The 19,715-nt window shown below is 53.8% G+C and carries 21 protein-coding genes; 10 read left to right on the forward strand and 11 right to left on the reverse strand.

The window, feature by feature from the left end; genetic code table 11:
- Entirely contained in the window at window positions 1–1,284 is a 1,284-nt protein-coding gene (locus Syncc8109_RS09335) for a cytochrome c biogenesis protein ResB (protein ID WP_006850873.1), read from the forward strand.
- On the opposite strand, the gene queF is transcribed toward Syncc8109_RS09335, so the two are convergent.
- The gene (gene queF / locus Syncc8109_RS09340) at window positions 1,272–1,661 is read right to left on the reverse strand and encodes a preQ(1) synthase (protein ID WP_006851779.1); all 390 of its coding nucleotides are present in this window, start codon (window positions 1,659–1,661) and stop codon (window positions 1,272–1,274) included. The two genes, Syncc8109_RS09335 and queF, sit on opposite strands and share 13 nt — an antisense overlap.
- A 125-nt stretch (window positions 1,662–1,786) precedes the next feature.
- On the opposite strand from queF, the gene Syncc8109_RS09345 reads away from it, so the two are divergent.
- Both Syncc8109_RS09345 and purB read left to right on the forward strand, forming a co-directional pair.
- Window positions 1,787–2,125, forward strand: coding sequence for a P-II family nitrogen regulator (locus Syncc8109_RS09345; RefSeq protein WP_006851285.1), 339 nt, complete (start codon window positions 1,787–1,789; stop codon window positions 2,123–2,125).
- Window positions 2,126–2,349: 224 nt separating this feature from the next.
- Window positions 2,350–3,645 (forward strand): adenylosuccinate lyase, encoded by a 1,296-nt coding sequence (gene purB / locus Syncc8109_RS09350; protein WP_006849688.1) that lies wholly within the window; start codon window positions 2,350–2,352, stop codon window positions 3,643–3,645.
- Here the strand turns inward: purB and Syncc8109_RS09355 are convergent.
- Window positions 3,603–4,319, reverse strand: a complete 717-nt coding sequence (locus Syncc8109_RS09355; protein WP_025362499.1) for an SDR family oxidoreductase — start codon at window positions 4,317–4,319, stop codon at window positions 3,603–3,605. The two genes, purB and Syncc8109_RS09355, sit on opposite strands and share 43 nt — an antisense overlap.
- On the opposite strand from Syncc8109_RS09355, the gene Syncc8109_RS09360 reads away from it, so the two are divergent.
- The gene (locus Syncc8109_RS09360; RefSeq protein WP_232202413.1) at window positions 4,311–4,619 is read left to right on the forward strand and encodes a Nif11-like leader peptide family natural product precursor; all 309 of its coding nucleotides are present in this window, start codon (window positions 4,311–4,313) and stop codon (window positions 4,617–4,619) included. The two genes, Syncc8109_RS09355 and Syncc8109_RS09360, sit on opposite strands and share 9 nt — an antisense overlap.
- Before the next feature lie 118 nt (window positions 4,620–4,737).
- Entirely contained in the window at window positions 4,738–4,872 is a 135-nt protein-coding gene (locus tag Syncc8109_RS13105; protein WP_006851633.1) for a hypothetical protein, read from the forward strand.
- A 10-nt stretch (window positions 4,873–4,882) separates the two neighbouring features.
- Here the strand turns inward: Syncc8109_RS13105 and Syncc8109_RS09365 are convergent, their stop codons facing one another.
- Window positions 4,883–5,302: a DUF2808 domain-containing protein gene (locus Syncc8109_RS09365; RefSeq protein WP_232202414.1), complete on the reverse strand. Its 420-nt coding sequence runs from the start codon at window positions 5,300–5,302 to the stop codon at window positions 4,883–4,885.
- Window positions 5,303–5,720: 418 nt separating this feature from the next.
- Window positions 5,721–5,930 carry a hypothetical protein gene (locus tag Syncc8109_RS09370; protein WP_025362500.1) on the reverse strand — a complete coding sequence of 70 codons (210 nt, stop codon included), beginning with the start codon at window positions 5,928–5,930 and terminating at the stop codon, window positions 5,721–5,723.
- 269 nt (window positions 5,931–6,199) lie between these two features.
- Between Syncc8109_RS09370 and Syncc8109_RS12955 the strand changes: the two genes are divergently transcribed.
- Together Syncc8109_RS12955 and Syncc8109_RS11895 are read left to right on the forward strand one after the other, a co-directional pair.
- Window positions 6,200–6,547, forward strand: a complete 348-nt coding sequence (locus Syncc8109_RS12955; protein WP_232202415.1) for a hypothetical protein — start codon at window positions 6,200–6,202, stop codon at window positions 6,545–6,547.
- Between the two features lie 97 nt (window positions 6,548–6,644).
- A complete protein-coding gene (locus tag Syncc8109_RS11895) occupies window positions 6,645–6,809 on the forward strand; it encodes a DUF4278 domain-containing protein (protein ID WP_006851447.1) in 165 nt (54 codons plus the stop codon).
- Between the two features lie 1,080 nt (window positions 6,810–7,889).
- Here Syncc8109_RS11895 and Syncc8109_RS11900 read toward each other — a convergent pair.
- From Syncc8109_RS11900 to Syncc8109_RS09395, 6 genes are all read right to left on the reverse strand, one after another.
- Entirely contained in the window at window positions 7,890–8,495 is a 606-nt protein-coding gene (locus Syncc8109_RS11900) for a methyltransferase domain-containing protein (protein ID WP_006850910.1), read from the reverse strand.
- A 1,312-nt stretch (window positions 8,496–9,807) separates the two neighbouring features.
- Window positions 9,808–11,682, reverse strand: coding sequence for a S8 family serine peptidase (locus tag Syncc8109_RS11905; protein ID WP_006852113.1), 1,875 nt, complete (start codon window positions 11,680–11,682; stop codon window positions 9,808–9,810).
- 430 nt (window positions 11,683–12,112) lie between these two features.
- On the reverse strand, window positions 12,113–12,499 hold the full coding sequence (locus tag Syncc8109_RS13185; protein ID WP_071823084.1) for a DUF4189 domain-containing protein: 387 nt from the start codon (window positions 12,497–12,499) through the stop codon (window positions 12,113–12,115).
- A 226-nt stretch (window positions 12,500–12,725) separates the two neighbouring features.
- Entirely contained in the window at window positions 12,726–13,997 is a 1,272-nt protein-coding gene (locus Syncc8109_RS09385) for a flotillin family protein (RefSeq protein ID WP_006852096.1), read from the reverse strand.
- Window positions 13,997–15,319 carry a flotillin family protein gene (locus tag Syncc8109_RS09390; RefSeq protein WP_006851384.1) on the reverse strand — a complete coding sequence of 441 codons (1,323 nt, stop codon included), beginning with the start codon at window positions 15,317–15,319 and terminating at the stop codon, window positions 13,997–13,999. The genes Syncc8109_RS09385 and Syncc8109_RS09390 overlap by 1 nt, the downstream gene beginning before the upstream one ends.
- A 41-nt stretch (window positions 15,320–15,360) precedes the next feature.
- Window positions 15,361–15,891 (reverse strand): NfeD family protein, encoded by a 531-nt coding sequence (locus tag Syncc8109_RS09395; protein ID WP_025362503.1) that lies wholly within the window; start codon window positions 15,889–15,891, stop codon window positions 15,361–15,363.
- Between the two features lie 2,327 nt (window positions 15,892–18,218).
- On the opposite strand from Syncc8109_RS09395, the gene Syncc8109_RS09400 reads away from it, so the two are divergent.
- The gene (locus Syncc8109_RS09400; protein WP_006850719.1) at window positions 18,219–18,692 is read left to right on the forward strand and encodes a hypothetical protein; all 474 of its coding nucleotides are present in this window, start codon (window positions 18,219–18,221) and stop codon (window positions 18,690–18,692) included.
- Window positions 18,692–18,919, forward strand: coding sequence for a hypothetical protein (locus tag Syncc8109_RS09405; RefSeq protein ID WP_006850128.1), 228 nt, complete (start codon window positions 18,692–18,694; stop codon window positions 18,917–18,919). The genes Syncc8109_RS09400 and Syncc8109_RS09405 overlap by 1 nt, the downstream gene beginning before the upstream one ends.
- A 16-nt stretch (window positions 18,920–18,935) precedes the next feature.
- On the opposite strand, the gene Syncc8109_RS09410 is transcribed toward Syncc8109_RS09405, so the two are convergent.
- The gene (locus tag Syncc8109_RS09410) at window positions 18,936–19,325 is read right to left on the reverse strand and encodes a DUF1651 domain-containing protein (protein WP_232202416.1); all 390 of its coding nucleotides are present in this window, start codon (window positions 19,323–19,325) and stop codon (window positions 18,936–18,938) included.
- On the opposite strand from Syncc8109_RS09410, the gene Syncc8109_RS09415 reads away from it, so the two are divergent.
- Entirely contained in the window at window positions 19,299–19,541 is a 243-nt protein-coding gene (locus tag Syncc8109_RS09415; RefSeq protein WP_006849938.1) for a hypothetical protein, read from the forward strand. The genes Syncc8109_RS09410 and Syncc8109_RS09415 overlap by 27 nt on opposite strands.
- Window positions 19,542–19,715 lie beyond the last annotated feature (174 nt).

Raw genomic sequence — 19,715 nt, forward strand, 5'->3', positions numbered from 1 at the left:
ATGGCACGACTGAAACGCCTGGCAGCCTGGCTCAGCGATCTGCGGCTGGCCATCGTGCTGCTGCTGCTGATTGCCCTGGCCAGTGCCGTGGGCACCGGCATCCCCCAGGGGGACCCTCCCTCCAGCTACATCGATGCCTATGCCGATACCCCCTGGCTGGGCCTGCTTAACGGCGAACAAGTGCTGCAGTTGCAGCTCGATCATGTGTATTCCAGCGGCTGGTTTCTGGCCCTGCTGGCCTGGCTAGGTCTCGCCCTCATCCTTTGCAGTTGGCGTCGTCAGTGGCCAGCACTAATAGCGGCCCGGCGCTGGATCGACTACCGCACCACACGCCAGCTGAGCAAATTGGCCATCGCCGAAAGCGAGCCCTGCGCTGACCCCAGCCAGGCTCTGACGCAGCTGGAGACGGTGCTGCGAGCCGGCGGATGGGAAGTGCAACGCAAGCCACAACGGCTGGCGGCCCGACGCGGCGCCATCGGCAGGGTGGGGCCCCTATTGGTTCACACGGGCCTGGTGCTGCTGATGCTTGGCGCGGCCTGGGGGGCATTATCGGGGAACCGCTTGGAGCGCTTCCTGGCCCCCGGCCGCAGCCTCGATCTGCTGGATCGCGATGGCACCAGTCAGCTGACGATCACCCTGAACCGCTTCGCCATTGATCGGGACCCGGCGGGCCGCACGGAACAGTTCCGCTCCGCTCTGCAGTTGCAGGGACCCAACCAAAGCTTAGATGCCGAGATCAGCGTCAATCACCCACTTCGGCACCGGGGCATCACCATTTACCAGGCCGATTGGTCACTGGCGACGATCAGCTTGCAGATCGGGCGCAGCCCCGTGCTGGAGCTGCCGCTTCAGACATATCCGGAGCTGGGTGATCAGATCTGGGGCCTGGTACTGCCCACACGCCCCGATGGAACCGAACCGGTGTTTCTGAGCCTGGAGAGCGAACAGGGACCCGCCACAGTGTTTGATGCCGACGGCCAGCAGCTCGCCCGACTGCGACCGGGTGGTCCCGCCGCTGAGGTGAAGGGCTTGCCTATGCGGGTGGATGCAGTGCTGCCGGCCAGCGGACTGCTGCTCAAACGGGATCCCGGAGTACCGCTGGTGTACCTGGGCTTCGCAGTGCTGCTGGTGGGCGGTGGGTTGAGCCTCGTGGCCACCCGGCAGCTGTGGGCCATCGCAGCCGATGGAACCCTCAGCGTGGGTGGCCTCTGCAATCGCAACCTCGCCGCCTTCGCAACTGAATTGCCTCAGTTGATGCAGCAGGTGGTCGATCAGCAGGGCTGACGGGTGCCGTGACTCACCCGCACCACGGTGTGCACATTGCCGCGGGGGTTGAAATCGGCTTCCAGCTGCATCCACACCGGATCGGTAGCCGCCACCAGATCATCAAGGATGCGATTGGTGACCTCCTCATGGGAGATCGACTGGTCGCGGTAGCTGTTCACATATAGCTTGATCGCCTTCAGCTCCACCACCCGCGGCCCGGGTTGATAGATCAGGCGCAGCACCGCGAAATCGGGATAGCCGGAAAAGGGGCATTTGCAAGTGAATTCCGGCAGCTCGATCGACACCTCGTAGGGGCGCCCAGGCCGGGGGTTGTCGAAGCAGATCAGCTCAGCTTCGGCGATGGCGCGTTCGCCATAGAGGGGGGTCTGGGTCAAAGGGCTGTAGGGGCCAGTTCTGATCAGCGACCCTAGGAAGTCAAGCTTCAACAGCGTTCTGTAACGGTAGCCACTCACGGCTCTGAGAACCGCGGCATCCTTGAAACCAGATCCGTACTCCCCCCATGAAAAAGGTCGAAGCAATCATTCGTCCTTTCAAGTTGGAAGACGTCAAGGTGGCGCTGGTTGAGGCTGGCATCATCGGCATGACCGTGAGCGAGGTGCGGGGCTTCGGCCGCCAGAAAGGGCAGGTGGAGCGCTACCGCGGCTCGGAATTCACCGTTGAATTTCTGCAGAAACTGAAGATTGAAGTGGTGGTCGAGGACGACCGGGTCGAAGAGGTGGTTAAGTCGATCGCCGATGCCGCCCGCACCGGTGAAATCGGTGACGGCAAGATCTTCATCAGCCCTGTGGAATCAGTGGTTCGCATCCGCACCGGCGACCGCGACAGCACGGCTCTCTGAGCTCAGAACGCCAGATCATTGCTCAGGATTGGCCCGGTCCCCATCGGTTCGGGGCCGATGAATGCTTTAGAGCATTTTTGAGAGCTAAACGCTGAACATCCAGGGGCGGGTACCAAGACAAGTCAGATTCCGAGAGGATCGCGACTCGTTGAGGTCCAGCGCTGAGATCAACTCGCGCGGAGGCGGCCCCATAGATTTGTTGTGTTGTTCAACCGAGCGCGCCGGTGATTGAGCGTTACACCCTTCCTGAGATGGGAGCCGTCTGGAGTGAGCAGGCGAAATTCCAGAGCTGGCTTGATGTGGAGATCGCTGCCACCGAAGCCAACTGCAGGCTCGGCCGCGTGCCCCAAGAGGCCCTCGACACCATCAAAGCCAAGGCCAGCTTCGAGGTAGAGCGCATCCTCGAAATCGAAGCCGAGGTGCGCCACGACGTGATCGCCTTCCTCACCAACGTGAATGAGCACGTTGGTAATGCCGGACGTCACATCCATGTGGGCATGACCAGCAGCGACGTGCTCGACACGGGCGTGGCCCTGCAGCTGAAACGTTCCGTGTCCCTACTGCGCACCGAACTCGATGCCCTGGCCGATGCCCTGCGCGAACTGGCCCGGGCCCATAAGGGCACCGAAATGATCGGCCGCTCCCATGCCATCCACGGCGAACCGATCACCTTCGGGTTCAAGGTGGCCGGCTGGCTCGCCGAAACCGAGCGCAACCGGCTGCGTCTGAAACGCCTCGAGCAGGATGTCGCCGTGGGCCAAATCAGCGGCGCCATGGGCACCTACGCCAACACCGATCCCCAGGTGGAGGCGATCACCTGCGAGATCCTTGGGCTCACCCCCGACACCGCCAGCACCCAGGTGATCTCCCGCGATCGCCATGCCGACTACGTGCAGACCCTCGCCCTGGTGGGCGCCTCCCTGGAGCGCTTCTCCACCGAAATTCGCAACCTCCAACGCACCGACGTGCTGGAAGTGGAGGAGAACTTCGCCAAGGGGCAGAAGGGCAGCTCCGCCATGCCCCACAAACGCAACCCGATCCGCAGCGAGCGGATCAGCGGTCTGGCACGGGTACTGCGCAGCTACACCATTGCTGCCCTTGAGAACGTGGCCCTCTGGCATGAGCGCGACATCAGCCACAGCTCCACGGAGCGAATGATGCTTCCCGATTGCTCAGTGACCCTGCATTTCATGCTGCGGGAAATGACCAGCGTGGTGAAGGGTCTTGGGATCTACCCCGAGAACATGCACCGCAACATGAATGTGTATGGCGGCGTGGTGTTCAGCCAGCGCGTGCTGCTTGCTCTTGTGGGCACTGGCATGAGCCGTGAGGAGGCATACCGGGTCGTTCAACGCAATGCCCACACCGCCTGGAACACCCCCGGCGGGGACTTCCGCGCCAACCTCGAAGCGGATGGTGATGTCACCAGCCGCCTCTCCGCGGCGGAGCTGGCGGACTGCTTCAGCACCGCACTACATCAGGAGAATCTGGGCGTGATCTGGGAGCGGCTGGGAATCTGATCCAGACACTGGGCCAGCGTCTTCTGGGGCTGGGCTGGGGAGCTGGTGATTTCCAGGATGCGACCACAGGCCTGAGGCTGCTCCAGAGCATCCAGGCAGACCTGTGCCACAAGGCGGCGAGGAATGCTGTTGCTCAGTTGTTGATCGGCGCCGGTCACCAGCACTCCCTCCGTGGTGCTGCGGCTGTCGTCTTCACTCAGCCCCCCAGGCCGGATCACGGTCCAATCAAGACCGCTGCGTTCCAGGTAGCACTCCCCCAGCCGCTTCCAAACCAAGATCAGGCCAAACAGATTGAGGGGATGCAGCCAACGGCCAGCGCAGAGGGAGCTCACCAGCACCACGCGCTTCAGCCCCAGAGAGCGGCAGGCCTGCACCTGCACCTGCACTCCCCATGCATCCACCTGCAAGGGACCGGCCAGATTGATCGAAGGGCGAGCACCCGTGGCGATCACCAAGGCCGTGCAGCCCTGCAACGCATGGAGCAACGCTTCCGCTGAGTCCAGCTCCAGGCGGCGCACCTCCAGGCGTCCCTCCTGCTCGGCCTGGGCCAGGGCAGAGGGCAACACGGAGGCGGGACGAACGATGGCTCGCACCGCTTGACCGCGCTGGAGCGCCTCCTCGACCACACGCCATCCGGTTTTGCCGGAAGCGCCTGACACCGCCAGTTGCGTCATCCCATCAGACCTGATCTGCGCACCAGTCAACAGGCCAAGGGGCAACAACAGAGCCATCAGAATCAGCACAACATCGCCAGCGGGATGAGCACGGACCAACTCCGGCAATTTTTTGCCCACATCTCCAGAGATCCTTCCCTCAGGGAGCAGCTACTTCAGGCCGTGAGCGCCGATGCTGCAGCCCTGATTGCCCAGCAGCTGGGCTACGAGGTCTCCGGAGATGAACTGCTGCGGTTCTCCGGCAAGAGCTCCTCAGGCGTAAGCGTCACCAAAATTCAGCACCCCGGTGAGTACCACTAAAACTGCTGAAGCTGTTCGTCCTGAGTCGGCGAGATGGATCAGACGTATGCGGAAGCGCAAACAAGGCTGGAATTTGGCTTCCCGCTGAGCCAGAACCGAAGGGCTCGCATTCCTTCTGATGGCACGCCTTCTTCAGCTTCTGCAGGGGTCCAGCAGCAACGCCGATCTTGCGGCATGGACAGCCGTGATCTTTGCCTCAATCACCGCACTGGTGATCTGGGGCCTTCTCAACGCCTATCCGAACTTGCTGTGAGCGCCAATATCTAACGAAATGGGTCTTGCTCGTACACGGCCAAACGAAGGGTGGGTCCCAGATAACGAATGGGATCTTCACCATCCGCCCGGAGTTCCGTTGACCATTGATAAATGCTGGCCTGAGGATTAAAGCCTCGGAAGACAACATTCACGGTTTGCCCCGGCTCAATCGCTGGATTGAATTGGATGGTCAAATCCTCTTCAGCCTCTGAGACAACAGCGGAGGCCAATCCGATTGTTCCTTTTCCGCGCAGGGAATAGTCACCGAGATAAAGACGAGGTTCCAACCGCCCCCAGTCCCACTGATCTGGATTGGGTAATTGCCGCAAAACAATCGATCCCAAAGCATTACCCGCATCCTCAGGAACCACAACCGTAATTGTGGTGCGATTGCGCAAGCCTTCGGTTGATTCGGGGCTGTGAATCATCACCCGCGTTGGGGGTCGATCAAACAACGCATGCGCAAACGATGAGGGCACCTGCAACAACACCACTGGAGCCCACAACAACATCACAATCCACTGGTGCTTCACCCGATTGTTACGACGAATCAACCAACGCTAGCGATCCCAAACAGACCAACATCTCAAGCGGAAGCATCGCGCTTGCAACTCACCCACTCTCCAGAACGAGCAGCCGGAACACAAGTCACCAGCAGCCCAACAGCAATCAACCCAACAGAGCAGCATGAGGACAACTTCTGGTTTCAAGAATCCTTGTTAGGTGGCCAGCAACTCAAGCCAGAACAATGCGATGAGCGCAGTGGCTCCCAACGCCAACGCGAACCATTGATCTTTGAGGGTGCGAACCACGTTGCATCAGCTGTTGCCCCAATAAACCGAGCTTTCAGCCAGAAGCCAACATCAGCTGATCCTCTGTCGCCCAACCGATATCACCATCAGGATGCGTCACACTCTGGAGCGCATCTGGCAGGACGCGGTTCCATGTCAGCGACAAACTGATCTCATGGCTCATAAACCCTGGTTCCAAGCCAACATCCACGCCCCCGGCACAGGCTTCGCTTTGCTGGTCATTGCGTTTTGCTTGCTGCTTCAAACCATCCCTTCAGCGATCTGCGTGTTGACCCCCAGGACTGGTTGGGATCCACCGTTGTCTCCCGAGAGGGTCAGGTACTGCAAGGGCGGCTAGGGATTTCACCAAGCGGCTGGTCAAATCAAGGCGGACTTGGAGATCAATTGTCCTGAAATCTTTGAAGGAGCCTTCCAGCCCCCACGAGTCATTTGGGTGATGGGACTGAAGCAGCTCCAATGACCGGGAAGACTCTCGGGAACGTCCTGCGACGCATGCCTCACTGGCAGAGGCTGATGGCCGAATACAAAGCCCAATGCGAGTGGCTGCGGCCTTACTCATTGCGAGACACCTTCGGCGTTCGAGCGCACGGAATCGTGAAGGACGACACCCTGATCACCGCGGCCATGGGCCACACCGTTGAAGTGCATCACTGCAGCTACCGGACAACAAAGTGGAGGAGCCTGCGGACTGCTTTTGCACGGGCAGGCGGCAATGAGATGGCGTCCCTCGTGAAGCATCACAGCAGATGCAACAACAGCAGCAGTTACTGCTCTTCATCTGTGAATTGTGACAAGCAACTGAAAATTGCTATCAAAAACTGTTTGCCGAAACACACTCAAGCCGTTCACTGTAGCCGCTGAGCAACAAGCAATTATCACTAAATAATTAAGTATCGGATGGAACATTGTTTTGGCAAGCGCCTTGCGCTGAGATCACAGCGTTTGCATCCATCCCCTAATGGAACTCAATTTCCTCGGCAATAAGTACACCACGAGCAACGAGCCAAAGGAGAAGACCGTTGTTCAGCTCAAGTACATGGGCAAGGCTTACCAGGCATCAATTAGCAGCACCTCACGCGCTGTGACCGCTCTTACATACCGCGGGGTGAGCTACTCAAACTAAGTCAAGTGGATGGGGCGGATGCTTCCGCTCTTAATGGCATCAACGCACATGCGGCAACAAAAAAAGGGGGTATGCCCCTCAGCCATCCCCCCTCATGAAAATGCTCGACGCATTTAAGGCACCACTGCGTCTCGTCAACCGTCGTCCATCAGATGCCGATATATAACCCCATAAACACCAATCAGGTATTAAGCCTCATTGAGCGCGATTTAGGGCCTACTGAAAATGGGCTTGGCGCGAGCACCACTGCCACGCCTTAGGAGATGAAATCCAGCGGGTTCCCTCGCTCGCGTCTCCCTCACTCTTCAGCGCATGGACGGAGACGCCTAGCGTCGCGCGATGAAGGTTACGACTCAGCCACCGTTGTGCCCTAGAACCCACAGACGGCACATTGGTTCTCTCCCTGGGCCAGGGATAGAAATTGGCTCAACTAATACCGATTCCAGCAGTAGTTGGCGCGAAAGCCGAGACGTTGCAACATTGGGGACTGAGAAAGCACCACCAAAAAAATTAGGCAACTCGACTCTGGACTCGGAAGTCTTGTTCGTCACAACCATCAGTTAATCAGCCAACAGGAGGCTGCATACTTGAAGTCCTCAAAGGTCATACAGGTAGCTGCAAACGTCGAACCTGCTTGAAGTGGGAAATCAATGGTGAGCTTTCAGCTTTAGAGCGAAAAAACCTGATGGCACAGCTCACTGCTGTTCCATGCAAACAAATAAGCTTGCATCAATCTCGACGAAGCAAACAAGGTCGACAACGATTGTTGAGTCCTTACCTGACGGGCGGGGGGCAGCGTCTCCAGCCCGTCTTCTGCATCGTCTACCAAGCCTCAATGGAGTTGTGCCGCAAGATCCGCCGCCTCGACCCGACCTAAGTCGTGAGGGGTAAAGTTCAGTCAGCGATGCCGCTGGCGACCAGCTCACAAGTGATCTCGAAACTCTCTTTTCGCATCACAAACTTACTCCAGCTCCCTTTATCCCCAAAAAGCCAAACAGCAAACATCGTCGCATTTTTGGGAGAAAAATTTTACTTCAGCCCAACCAAATTAGAAAATAATTGACGAATTTTTTCTTTATCCTAGCCCAGAGGGAAATGAGACAAAGCCAATTCACGAAGAAAGTCGTCAGAAACTTTCTCTTTAACAGCAACTGCCCATAAATCAAAAAATGGCGCGCCACGAGAAGCAGTCGCTACAGATTCAAATCCAGCCAATGTCAACTCAGCCCTGAGCACTTTCTCTGTAAAACCACATCTATGTGCCATGTATAAATTACCTTTTGCAAGGCTTTTCCTCCAGCCGTACAGGACGTCGATAGGAGCAACGTCACCGGCAGGAGAAGAATACGCCGAATCAGTTAATTTATCCTCAACTATTAATGCACTTATAGACTTGAGATCAGGGCAGGTAATAACAGCAAATCCTCCTGAACTTAAAACTCGTAGAAATTCATGCAGCGCAGGCAAAACTTCATGTGGGTACAAATGCTCGATATTATGACTAGAAAAAATCGCATCGACTTCACCATCCATGACTGAGCCCATGTCAGTCATGGTTCCAACCAAGTCAGGAGTCACAGATTTATCAATATCAAACCGAATCTCAGCCCATTCATCAGTATTAAAACCAGCAGTCGTGCTTTCTTTTGACTGTGGACCACACCCGACATGCAGGAATTTTCTCACCACTTCAGTTGCAGAAGATGCTCAATATAGCCATTGATAAACCCCCGGCGACGGAACCTAAAGATCTATAGACAGGGACTTAGGGTCTCAAACATCGATATACCGCATGGACTTGCAGACAAGAACGTTAGTGCCAAAGTCAAATAATCTGACAAATTACCATCCACAATAATCCTCAAGCCAGGTAATTGCATCGGCTTTGGAAAGCCCACGATATTCAACTGGCCAACTCGAAGTGGCTTTACAAGGACCTACAACTTCAGCTCCGTCCATCCAATAAACACCCAGAAACACCTCACCTCCATTGAAAACCCCCCTACATACCTCGGCCACCCTATTAGCATCATCTAGAACCGATTCGCATTGGTCATCCCGCCAATCATCGCCAGGCTCCCAAGCAATGGCAGGGATTGACGAAACTACCAAGGCCGAAATAACCAGCAGAAGGCGTTTCATTAGCAAAATCGTAGGTATGCCACACATTCTGGCGAGGACTTGACTTTTGTCCAACAAGGACCGCGGCTTTTATGGAGCTCTAGAAAATGCTGGTTGTAATGGCTGGATCTATTTCGAGCAGCAGCAGAAGCTCTTTCACTTCAAGCTTGACAGTGCGAACACGAACGTACAGTGCGTAGTCATCAGGATGTACAGGCAAGTGCCGACCCGCCCTCCTAGGCCGATGGCCCGGCGGTTGATATTGCGGCAAAACGCGATTGTGGCTTGGTTAGCGATGCGATTGAAAGGGCTGTGGAGGCTGCCCACGACAAAATTGTTGACTCAATACATTGAGCCAACTGCTGGTTCCGATGACAGGTTCGCAATGTGGCTGAGACGGCGACCATTCATTGGATATTCGTCCAATGAATAAACGATTGCAATAAACCCTTTTAATTTAAATAGTAAGCCTCAAATCCAAAAAGCCACGACGGGGCTTTCTTTTCAAATACATAAAATCTCACTTTAAGTAGTCATGTCATTTGCATTTATCGGAGTTGACTTCTAGTACCCCAGTCGGGCAAATAGAATTTGATAGCGATTAATGTTGAGAAGTAGATTCGGTCATTAGGGGGTTTGCCAAAAGTTGGACACTATGGAATGAAGTGACTTCGATGCAAAAGCTGGCGAAGCCACATCGATATGCCTTCACTATCTAGAAAATAGCGCAACTCTGAACGCATGACAATAGTACCAAACCGCGACTAGTTTTTAATGCTTTCCCGGTAACCTTTTAGAAAAGCCATGGCAATAAAAAAATCAATACATCAATTCGCAGTGAATTTATTTTTCCCCATTTATCACCGAACGATATTGTCTATGCAAGGCTTGCCAGGTCGCCATACCAAGCAATTCCTTCATTTAAATAATTCGAGGAGTTGTCTAAAATTGATTGTTCGACAGGGCTTGTTGAGTAAACATGAGATCCAGAATTACGGTCTAAATATCTTACAACTGCCAATGAAGAATTAGGCTTTTGGTCTACACTGAAGCAGTTAAATGCAGCGCCTTCGTAAAGCCAAGACGAAAAGGAGTCACTGGCAATAATTGCATCTCTTTCGCTTTCGTTGGCTGTGTAGAAGTGTCGGTTTTGGCTGCCCACATAAAACCGATAAACATTAGCTGTACCTATTCCCGGTGATGTATAAGACATGCCTTCATTTTTCCAATCTCCACCTTGTCCAGTGAGAATATCAATCTCACCTTGGTTAGAGGAAAATAAATGTTTTCCAGTTGTTGAATTAAACAATCTGTAGACAGAATTAGAGAGAGAGTCGATTGAGTTAACCATTGTCAAAGCACCTTCTAAGTCTAAAAAGTAACCATTTTCCACGAAGCCATTTAATGATCGATACTGCTTAGCACTCTTCTGAAGAATGGTTTGTATTTCGGCCGGCTGTAGATCAGGGTCAAGCCCCAACATAAGTGAGATAGCTCCTGTAACTACAGGGGCAGCCATACTTGCTCCCTGTTTCCATGAATAATTGCTCTGGCTATCTGTATTGAGGATTCCACCAGTTGTACCGCTAATTGAGAAATCACCGCCAGGCGCTGCAATTGAAATTTTACTTCCATAGTTCGAGTATTGAGTGATCTTTCCTGTATTTCCAACTGATGCTACTGAAATTACTCCTTCAAACAAATCACTGTAAATAGCTGGTGTTGATATCCAATTTCCATCAGAGCTTTTGTCCTCGTTTCCAGCTGCAATGACCACAGTACATCCATTATTGACAGCATTTTGCAATACTTGCCTGGCCAATGCATCTGCCTCTGGATATAGACTTTTATATTGTTCGTAAGTCATGTTCGCGGTTGCACCCAGAGACATATTAATTACGCTTGCTTTGTTATTGACGGCATAATTAACTGCTTCCCAGTACAAGCTACTACTCGTTGTTTTATTTGTGTTGAAGACATCAAGTGACATCAGATTGACGTCCCATGTAACTCCTGCGACGCCGACACTGTTGTTTCCGTCGGCACCAATAATCCCAGCCACATGAGTTCCATGCGAGTGATGGAAAACTTGATTGTTATTGGTAACAAAATTCCATCCATTTATATCATCAATATAGCCATTATTGTCGTCGTCAATTCCATTCCCCTGAATCTCGTCTTGGTTTAACCATACATTGCCACTAAGATCCGGATGAGTTGTCTGAATGCCGCCATCGATGACTGCTACCGTTACATTGGGGCTTGTTGAAGCAATCTTCCAGGCTTCAGGAGCAAAAATGTCCTCATTGTCCAATCCATCTCCTTGTCCAGTATTAAATAAATACCACTGATTTGTAAAGCTAGGGTCATTTGGAAGGACTGTATTGTCCTGGAATGTTTTTGAATCATATTTCAGGCTAAAATAACTGTTACTAGCATTACCAGATACTCTCGCATAATAATGGACATAAGCTTTGTATGAGCCAGGAGACAAATACTTGAAGAACGATTCGCTTACTGTTCCACTATTATCTGATGATTTTATTTTGCTGTATGAACCGTTGCTCTCCTTATATAGAGACAAGTCTAGGTCATCTGACAAACCCTCTAGCGTGAGATAAATTCCCATCGCCTCGGGTACGCTAAAAGAATATTCAATAAAGCCATCCGTTGCAACCGCCCCGTCGATCGTTCCAATCTCATTTGATTGAAACGCACCCAGATTGATCTGAGTAGATGAGGAGGAGGTCATTTGAAGATCTATATTTAATCTATTATATGATTGCAAATTTTGCTCCGCCACAAAAGCTACCAAAAGACTTTAGGTCAAGAGTCCCTATTCCTGAAGCGAGCCCAACCATTTTATCTTTGTTCGCCCGATATCATTCTTTCTCAAAAACTATTGCCCTAAATATGACAAGATTTTAGTTTGCCTCCATCAAGGCTTGAATTTTTAAATACCGGGTCAATAAACGACTCGCTATGCTGGCACAAGGAGTCATATTGTTCGACTGGACAAGTATATCGGTCGCCTAATTTAACTACAAGCTATATTTTTAGAATGCAGAAAACTCAGCAGGCCTTATGTAGTTAGCTTAAGTACAGTAAAAGATGTGTTGAGTTCCACGACCATTGAAATAGAAAGGCGTCTCAATTGTGGCGCCACCATCAGCTTTGGAAAATTAGTCTTCATAGGCATCTTCACAGGCAGCGATTCTTCTAATGCAGATAAAATTTCTCTTCGTGCACCTTGTGTAGGCTTTTGAGTTTGCTTCCTTACGACTATTGCCCCAGCTAGCCCCCCATCCATATTTCCCGCTGCGTGGTGAAACGTAGAGTGAGCTGCAGCGATTCGACCAAGTAGCTTGAATGCATCCCAAACCACCTCGTCTCCTACACTGCCTTTTCGCTTTAATTAGTGCCTCTTCTTTTGTCTCCTGTCCATAAGAGGCTCCAACAATGTTGTTTCTAGGTGCAAAAAATATTGCATTGTAACCAGCCCAAGCCGGCCCGCAAGACAATGTGATCAAGAAAAAAAGGCTTAGAAACTTCATTAGATTATAAAGCATACATCTCAATTATGTCCTGACTTATCCTAGCGGAAGCAACGTTTAAGTATTAGAACAAGTTTGATAGAGCTGTTGGTGGCGATGTTGATATTGATCAGCGGCTATACCGGCGATTTTAAAGAGAGGCATGCCGCAGAAACCTGCCGGAGACGGACCGGTCGACCTACCGCTTGCAGCTATGAGCGCAACAACCATGATCGCCCAGGTCGTAATCGCAGCAGGCGGCCTAGTCGTTGAGCCCGTCAGCGCCAGCGCCCCTTTCGTTCACCGCCTTAGGGTGATCTGACGTTGATCCATCCGACTGGGTGATTCGCAGTCCGGTGCTGTTTTGCAGCTGGCGCAACAGGGTGGCTATCGACAGGTTCATTTGCCCCTCCCGTTCACCAATCAGGGCCACTTCTTCCACCTCGATGGGCTGGACAGTGTCGCTGAGCATGGTGAGCAGCGGCTCCAACTTCTGAAGAAGGAAGAGGCGCTTGGCATCAGAGCCGGAACGCTTCAACGACGTAACCAGGTCCTGCAGACCTTCCGCCTGGGAGCGGCCTTGCTCCACAATCGTGGCGGCGGCACCTTTGGCCTCAGCCATCATCGTTTGGCACTCCGATTCAGCCGGTGCGATTACATCGGCTTCCAGCTGTTTGGTGACCTGTTTAATGCGTTCCTGCTGCACAGGCAGTTCGGCCTCAGCCCTGGCCAGCTCGGCACCGATTTCCGCCTCCACCTCAGCCACAAGGGCCTCACGGCGGGTGAGGGCATCCTTTATACGTTTCTGAGCGTTGGCAGTCGCCACCGCCAGGTCCTTATCAAGCCGCCGCAGGGAGGTGATGCGAGCGTTCTCGGCCTGCTTCACCGCCGACTGCGACGTGGCCTCGGCTTCAGCGATGCGCGAATCCCGCTTCAACTCAACCAGCTGCTTGCGGCCGATCGAATCGAGGTAGCGCACGTCGTCAGAAATGTTTTGGATCTGCAGGGTGTCGAGCACCAGTCCCAACTTCTGCAGATCGTCTTCCGCCTCCTCCAGCAAAGTGCGAGCGAAGGTGATTTTGTCTTCATTGAGCTGCTCGGGTGTGAGGCTGGCCATCACACCGCGCAGGTTGCCCTCAAGGGTTTCTTTGGCGATATGGCGGATTTCGTCTTGGGTTTTGCCGATCAGCCTTTCGATTGCGTTGTGGATTCCCGGCTCATCACCAGAGATCTTGATGTTGGCCACACCCGCCACATTCAAAGGGATACCTCCCTTGGAGTAGGCGTTATCCACCCGCAGCTCGATGATCATATTGCTTAGGTCGAGACGCATTACGTCTTCCAACACTGGAATGCGCAAGGCACTGCCACCACGCACGGTGCGGTATCCCACCTTGCGGCCATCTCCTGTGGTGCGACTGAGACCAGCAAAGATCAGCACTTCACTTGGCTGGCAGATGAAATAAAGCTGCTTGAGCATCGTCACGAATGCCCAGATACCGGCAGCACCGGTGATTCCAACGGCGAAAAACATCAGTTCACTCCGGTTGACGACAAGGTGCCAAGCAGGTCTACGCCAAGAATCTCCTTGACCTGCTCAAAGAATTGGCGCACCACCTTATGGTTCACGGCCACAAGGCTGGCGAGGCTGGAGGCATCATTGCCATCGAGGGCCGTGATGCGCTTGAGCTGCAGTTGTCCCGGCAAACGGGTGGCCTGCTGCAATACCATTTCGATCTGTTGCAGCAAAAACACCAACTCAGCTGTGCTGCCGGCGTCTTCCCAAACCTGGGTGAGCAGATCGTTCACCAGAGCGCTGGCTTTCACATCTTCAGCGGTAGCGGCTGCCCGGCCACGAGCCCGCAATTCCTGTGCTTTTTGCTGTGCCTGAGATGGCAGTACCGCTTCTGCTTTGAGGCGCAGGCGCTCGAGCTCAGCCCGTACCTTTTGCAGTCGTTGTTCGGCCTTGGCGCGGGCTTCCAGTTCGGCCGCCTCGGTGCGTTCCTCCTCGGAACGGGCCTCCTTCTCCATTTGCGCCACCTTGGTGCGCACGTCGTTGTCTTTCGCTAAGACCACGGTTTCCGCCTCGGTGCGCACCACCTCAGCCACTTCTTCCATCTCTGCCTCAATACGCTCGGCTTGGCCAATCGCCTCGGCTTCAGCAATCTCGGCATCGCGCACTATCTGGGCGACGCGCCGGCGGCTTATCGAATTGAGGTAGTCAACGTCGTCGAACACGCTCTGAATTTTTAGAGTGTCGAGCTGCAGTCCCAGGCGACGCAGATCTTCCCCCACCTCATCGGCGATCTGCTCAGCAAACCGCAGACGGTCTTCGTTCACCTGCTCAGGCGTGAGCTGGGCCAGCACACTGCGTAGGCTGCCTTCGAGATTTTCCTTCGCCACTTGTACGATTTCCTTGGTGTCACGCCCGAGGAAACGCTCAATGGCGTTGTTGCGCACCGCCGTATCGGTGCTCACTTTTACATTGGCGATCGCCTGAATGTTGAGGGGCGTACCACCCTTGGAGTAGGCATTGCTGACCTCCACGAGCACCGGCAGGAGGGTCACATCCATGCGACGGGCCGTTTCCAGAATTGGCTTCACAAAGGTGAAACCACCATTGGCTACCACCCGGTAGCCCTTCACGCCCTGGCCACCCTGGTTGGATTTCGATCCTGTCACCACCAACATTTCGTTGGGCCGGCAGATACGAATCATCCAGCGGCTGATCAGGGTGAGCGCCACGATCACTACAAACACAGTGGTGCCGATTGACACCACAGCACCGGCGGGGTCGCTGCTGGATTGACGCTGAGCTAAGAGGGGCAACGGGTCTGTTGACTGGCTGGTTTGCATGCCAACTGCATGAAACTTGCCTTCCCATAGCCAGAATTTATTCAGTCGGCCATTTCAAGTGGATCGACTATCAGAGTTAGGCCATCAGATCTGAGAATGACCACCCGCTCACCGCGCTCCAAAGGTCTGGAGGCACTACGGGCGGCCCGGCGCAACAAGCTGCCGCGCACCGAAAGCTCCACAAACCCACGTTCGTCAAACGACAAGGGCAAGGTGACAATGGCTTCGCTGCCGATCAGATCATCTGATCGCACCACCGTGTTGGGATCTCTGCGGGCCAGAACCCGCAGTGTTGAGGCAGCTCCCCAACCCATTAGCAATCCGAGCAGCAAGGCATATGGCAGCGTGAAAGCTGAGGAGTTGGAGCCCTGAAACAACTGCAGCAGCAGACCGCAAAGACCAAAGGCCGCCAAACCAAACGACCAGAACGACGTGCTGAAAAGCACCGCGAGGTTGCCACCCTCGCTGATTCCATCAGCTTCGATGTTCAAATTGGCATCGGCATCACTAGCGATCGAAAGGGTGATCAACACCCCTCCGGCGATGAGGCAGAAAAAATATGTCCACGCCATCGGCGCGTCCCGCGAGTAACTCCATCCTGAAGCGACATCGCACCAAAGAGGTCCTACAGCAACAAATCGCGGGCAAAGCTCTGTATTGGAGCCAGGTTAACCGGCACCTTCGGGAGCCATAATCACATTCACCACCAGAGTGAATAGAGCTGCACTGGGTGATGCTGCGAAACATGGTTGAGCTGGATAAGGACAGCTCGTGCCCAAACCATCTCTTTCTGCGATGTCTCGCCGATGGCGTTAGTTCAGTAGCCAATAGGAGCTCAAACGTCGATTGTTCGTAGCCATCGCGACCTGCGATTCTCCTCTTATGGCTGAGTGACTTATCGCGACAGCACGGGGGAGCGACCCGTTAGCTGGCAGACATTCCAGTCCCCATCGAGCGGCAAATGTCAATGGGGCTCGCTACCTGCGTTTAAGCTCATCTCCCAATAAAAGGAAAGTTAAGTACGTTCCGCTTCATTGAGTTGCACCTCTAAAGTGTTAAAAGAGGTATTAGTAGATTTAGGGAAAGAGATTCCTTGATTCTAGGAATTTGCGCTCTATTTTAACGCAAATTCCTAGAATCTAATCCTCAATGGGCAGTCATAATGGTTGTTCCGAGCCTGAAAGTTAAATCCCTCCACCATTTGCATCTCCTCTCGATAGGGGGTTGGACTATTTCTAATTTGAGAATCTAATCTGTCCAGTATTTCATACACTTGGCTCTGGCTATAACCTGACTCCAGCATTACACATGCAACAGCTGCTGCTCCCTGTCCAAAATCATATCTAGCAGCATGGGCTGGCGCTGCTGCTGCTGCAATCAAGGCAAAAACGAAATAAAACTTTTTCATAGCAAATAATCGATTTGGCAAATAAATTTGGCATTGGTACCTTTTCCAAGGACAATGTAGCAGATAGAACTAGACGATGCTAGTCACTTCACCTTGATAACACCAGGCCAGAGGATTGCAGGTGTCGTGGCAATATCTATTTTGCTACTGCTCGTATTACAGCCAACCTTCACCGCCAGCCTTTTCTGGCGGTTCGTGAAAGCAGCGGCTCTTATTGGACATTTAGATGGCCTAACCACTTGTCCCTAGCCCTCGAAACATGGGTAGGAAAAGCAAAACCACCAACCTGATCCTAGAGCCATCGCCTGGGACAGGACCTTCCACAAACGGATGCGGAAGCGTTTTGGCCTTAGCGAGTACCAGTACTCAACTCTGACTTTCGCCAAGGGGCTGGTGGTCGGACACGGCCTGGCGTTTCTGTTTCACCTCCCAGCAGCTGCGGTCCTTGTTGGGCATACATAAAGCACTAGCCAGAATGGGTTGCATGCCGAGGGCCACTTATGGCTTATGCCTTGAACTGGACATCACTAAGCGCACTATTGCTCTTAGTCCTATGGCTAGTGAGCGTTCCCTCTGCAGCCTTTCAAATTTGGTTTCTGTTGACTAGAAGAGCAGACACCACCCCTCAAGTACTTATCAGCACGATCCTGCGGTTCGTCACTGGTGTCGGACGACTAGTCGGCTTACCAGCAGCAGGAGCAATCTTATTTTTTCAGGGTTGGCGCTTAGACCCGACGCTTCAAGCTGCCGTGCTCATGCTGACTTTCGGTCTGATCATGGAGTCCAGCAGCGGAATAATCGCTGACTACAACGGATGGCGAGCCAGAACAGGCCGCGCAACTGCTGTCATTCCAGTGCAAGAACAACCGTCTGACGATGATTACGGAAGTAAATAAGCCCTGGGCTCTGGAGCCCCCCCACGTTTGTCTCATAACAATGAGACAAACTGTGTTGGACTGCCCGTCCAGGATCATTCCCTAGAGGTGATCGACTCGCTTGGCAGTGGCTTCGGTGTTCTGGTGCTTGTGGTGATTAGCGTCGGGACCATGATGGGTACGACGGCGACGCCAGTGCTGTGAGCTGACCAGCTCCACCCGCATGCGGTTGGTCAGCTCAGAACCATCAGGGAGTACTAAGGGTCAGCTGGGGAGGCTGATTCAGGAACATTCCGGCTCAGATAAAGAGCATTGGAAAGGCCCATCACAACGGTGCAGCCCGTAGGGCCACAAACCCGATAAAAGTGATTGCCAATGGACTCAACGGTTCCGCGCCCTTGAACCGAATAAGGGAGTTTCAGCGCTTCAGTCATAACGACAGCTTGAAGGCGCGAATGATTCTCATTTCTCAGGGGGTGACCTGGTCTGCGACGGTCGCTACCGAATTCACCGTTCTTTGCGCTTCGACACTCAGCGCAACAGCCTCCGCAGCGCTTTGGCGACGCAATCTGAGTTACGTAGCCAAACTGAAGGCTACTGAAGACGACGGCTCCCCATGCCGAAGATCCTCAAAACGGTTACCGCCGAAAAGATCTACTCATTCCCCGCTTACAAGCAGTTCGTGGCGTCGGGGAAGCACTTCGGGGAGTACAACTCGCTGGCCGACAACGGCGAGATTTTCATCATTCGAGGCGATTCCGAAAGCAAGGAGTGGTTCGCCTGGCGCTGTCATTCCCCCCAGGTCGCGGACAAAACCGACTTCAAGAAAATGCTCACGGGTTACGAGCCCACAGGAGATGTCAGCGACACGTTCAAAACCAAGAAGGCTTTGACGACAGCACTGGAAGAAGACACAGCAGGATTCAAGCCATGGGAGGAGTCTCCCTACGACTTCGTGCGATGCGGTCAGATCAAAACCGACCGGCGCAGCACTGCTGATGATGACAGCACTGTGAAACTCCCCAGCTGGATCTGGTACTTGGCCGCAGCAGTGGTTGTCGCTGTTGGAATCGCAATCATGGCCGGTTGATGGAAGTCATCTACCTGATCTTTTTCTTCGTTACGAGGGGGGCTGCTTTTACCGATCAGGTGCCTCAGGCATCGATAGAGCAGTGCGAAGAAAACGGCGCTGCGCTCCAAAAGCTCTACCGCGAAATCAAGTTCAAATGCATCCCCGGGCTCGCGGAGGGGGCGGGCACACCTATCTCAACCGAGGAACTCATGAATCGCTACGGCTTCAAGGATTCCTCCTACTGACTGGACGTAAATCCGCTTACGACAAGTCAGCGGACGGGTGGGGGGCATGGCCCCAGCCCGTCTTTTTCATGGTGTTCCACGCCTCGATGGCGTTGTGCTGAAGCATCCGTCGCCGGGTGAGAGGAACAGGTGGGCTAGGCGGAACCCAGCTGTAGGTGCGCACCGCCACCCATTCGGCATGGACGGTGGATGAGTCTGGCGTGAACTGCACCACCTTCTGCTGCTGAGCATTCACGAGCAACACCTCGCCGCCAGGTTTGACGGGACTGTCCTTGTAGCGGGGGCCTTCCTTAAACATGTCGACAACCCTACGGAAACGCCTCTCAGCCCCGCGGTAGAGGCTGCCGTAAGCCGACTTGCGCTGGCGATCATCGATTGCTTGGTCGTCGAGGCTGAGCGATTCCACGCCAACACCGACGACTTAGAGGCTCAGGCGATTGCCAGGTTCAAAGAGCTGGCCCCGGTCGAATGGGCCTGGGACAAGTTCAAGACCAAGTGCAAAGACCCCATCCGCAAAGAGGCTTCGAAGCTGTGGACGAACATCGTCACGACGATGCGTGATGCAGGCATCGGCGAGATAGCCGAGTCGAAACCGCTCACACCACAGACATACGGACGTTGACGGACATCGCGAGATGTCCGCCTAGAGCCCAGTCAGGCACTGCTATCGCGGTGCCACGGACACACAGACACCACTCGCCGCGTGCTCGAAAACGCCTTGTTTCGCGCATGCGGTGTTTTTCTGACCGCCGTCAGTAGACGCACTGTGCTGCAACGGGTTTGTCCAGACATAGCG

The organism is Synechococcus sp. WH 8109 (genome assembly GCF_000161795.2).
Taxonomy (GTDB): domain Bacteria; phylum Cyanobacteriota; class Cyanobacteriia; order PCC-6307; family Cyanobiaceae; genus Parasynechococcus.

Excerpts from the sequence above, each read along its gene's own strand:
- Syncc8109_RS09335 (WP_006850873.1), top strand. The coding sequence starts at position 1 with ATGGCACGACTGAAACGCCTGGCAGCCTGGCTCAGCGATCTGCGGCTG.
- Syncc8109_RS09345 (WP_006851285.1), top strand. The coding sequence starts at position 1,787 with ATGAAAAAGGTCGAAGCAATCATTCGTCCTTTCAAGTTGGAAGACGTC.
- Syncc8109_RS09355 (WP_025362499.1), bottom strand. The coding sequence starts at position 4,319 with ATGACGCAACTGGCGGTGTCAGGCGCTTCCGGCAAAACCGGATGGCGT.
- Syncc8109_RS13105 (WP_006851633.1), top strand. The coding sequence starts at position 4,738 with ATGGCACGCCTTCTTCAGCTTCTGCAGGGGTCCAGCAGCAACGCCGAT.
- Syncc8109_RS09365 (WP_232202414.1), bottom strand. The coding sequence starts at position 5,302 with ATGATTCACAGCCCCGAATCAACCGAAGGCTTGCGCAATCGCACCACA.
- Syncc8109_RS12955 (WP_232202415.1), top strand. The coding sequence starts at position 6,200 with ATGGCCGAATACAAAGCCCAATGCGAGTGGCTGCGGCCTTACTCATTG.
- Syncc8109_RS11895 (WP_006851447.1), top strand. The coding sequence starts at position 6,645 with ATGGAACTCAATTTCCTCGGCAATAAGTACACCACGAGCAACGAGCCA.
- Syncc8109_RS11905 (WP_006852113.1), bottom strand. The coding sequence starts at position 11,682 with ATGACCTCCTCCTCATCTACTCAGATCAATCTGGGTGCGTTTCAATCA.
- Syncc8109_RS13185 (WP_071823084.1), bottom strand. The coding sequence starts at position 12,499 with ATGCTTTATAATCTAATGAAGTTTCTAAGCCTTTTTTTCTTGATCACA.
- Syncc8109_RS09385 (WP_006852096.1), bottom strand. The coding sequence starts at position 13,997 with ATGTTTTTCGCCGTTGGAATCACCGGTGCTGCCGGTATCTGGGCATTC.
- Syncc8109_RS09390 (WP_006851384.1), bottom strand. The coding sequence starts at position 15,319 with ATGCAAACCAGCCAGTCAACAGACCCGTTGCCCCTCTTAGCTCAGCGT.
- Syncc8109_RS09395 (WP_025362503.1), bottom strand. The coding sequence starts at position 15,891 with ATGGCGTGGACATATTTTTTCTGCCTCATCGCCGGAGGGGTGTTGATC.
- Syncc8109_RS09400 (WP_006850719.1), top strand. The coding sequence starts at position 18,219 with ATGCCGAAGATCCTCAAAACGGTTACCGCCGAAAAGATCTACTCATTC.
- Syncc8109_RS09405 (WP_006850128.1), top strand. The coding sequence starts at position 18,692 with ATGGAAGTCATCTACCTGATCTTTTTCTTCGTTACGAGGGGGGCTGCT.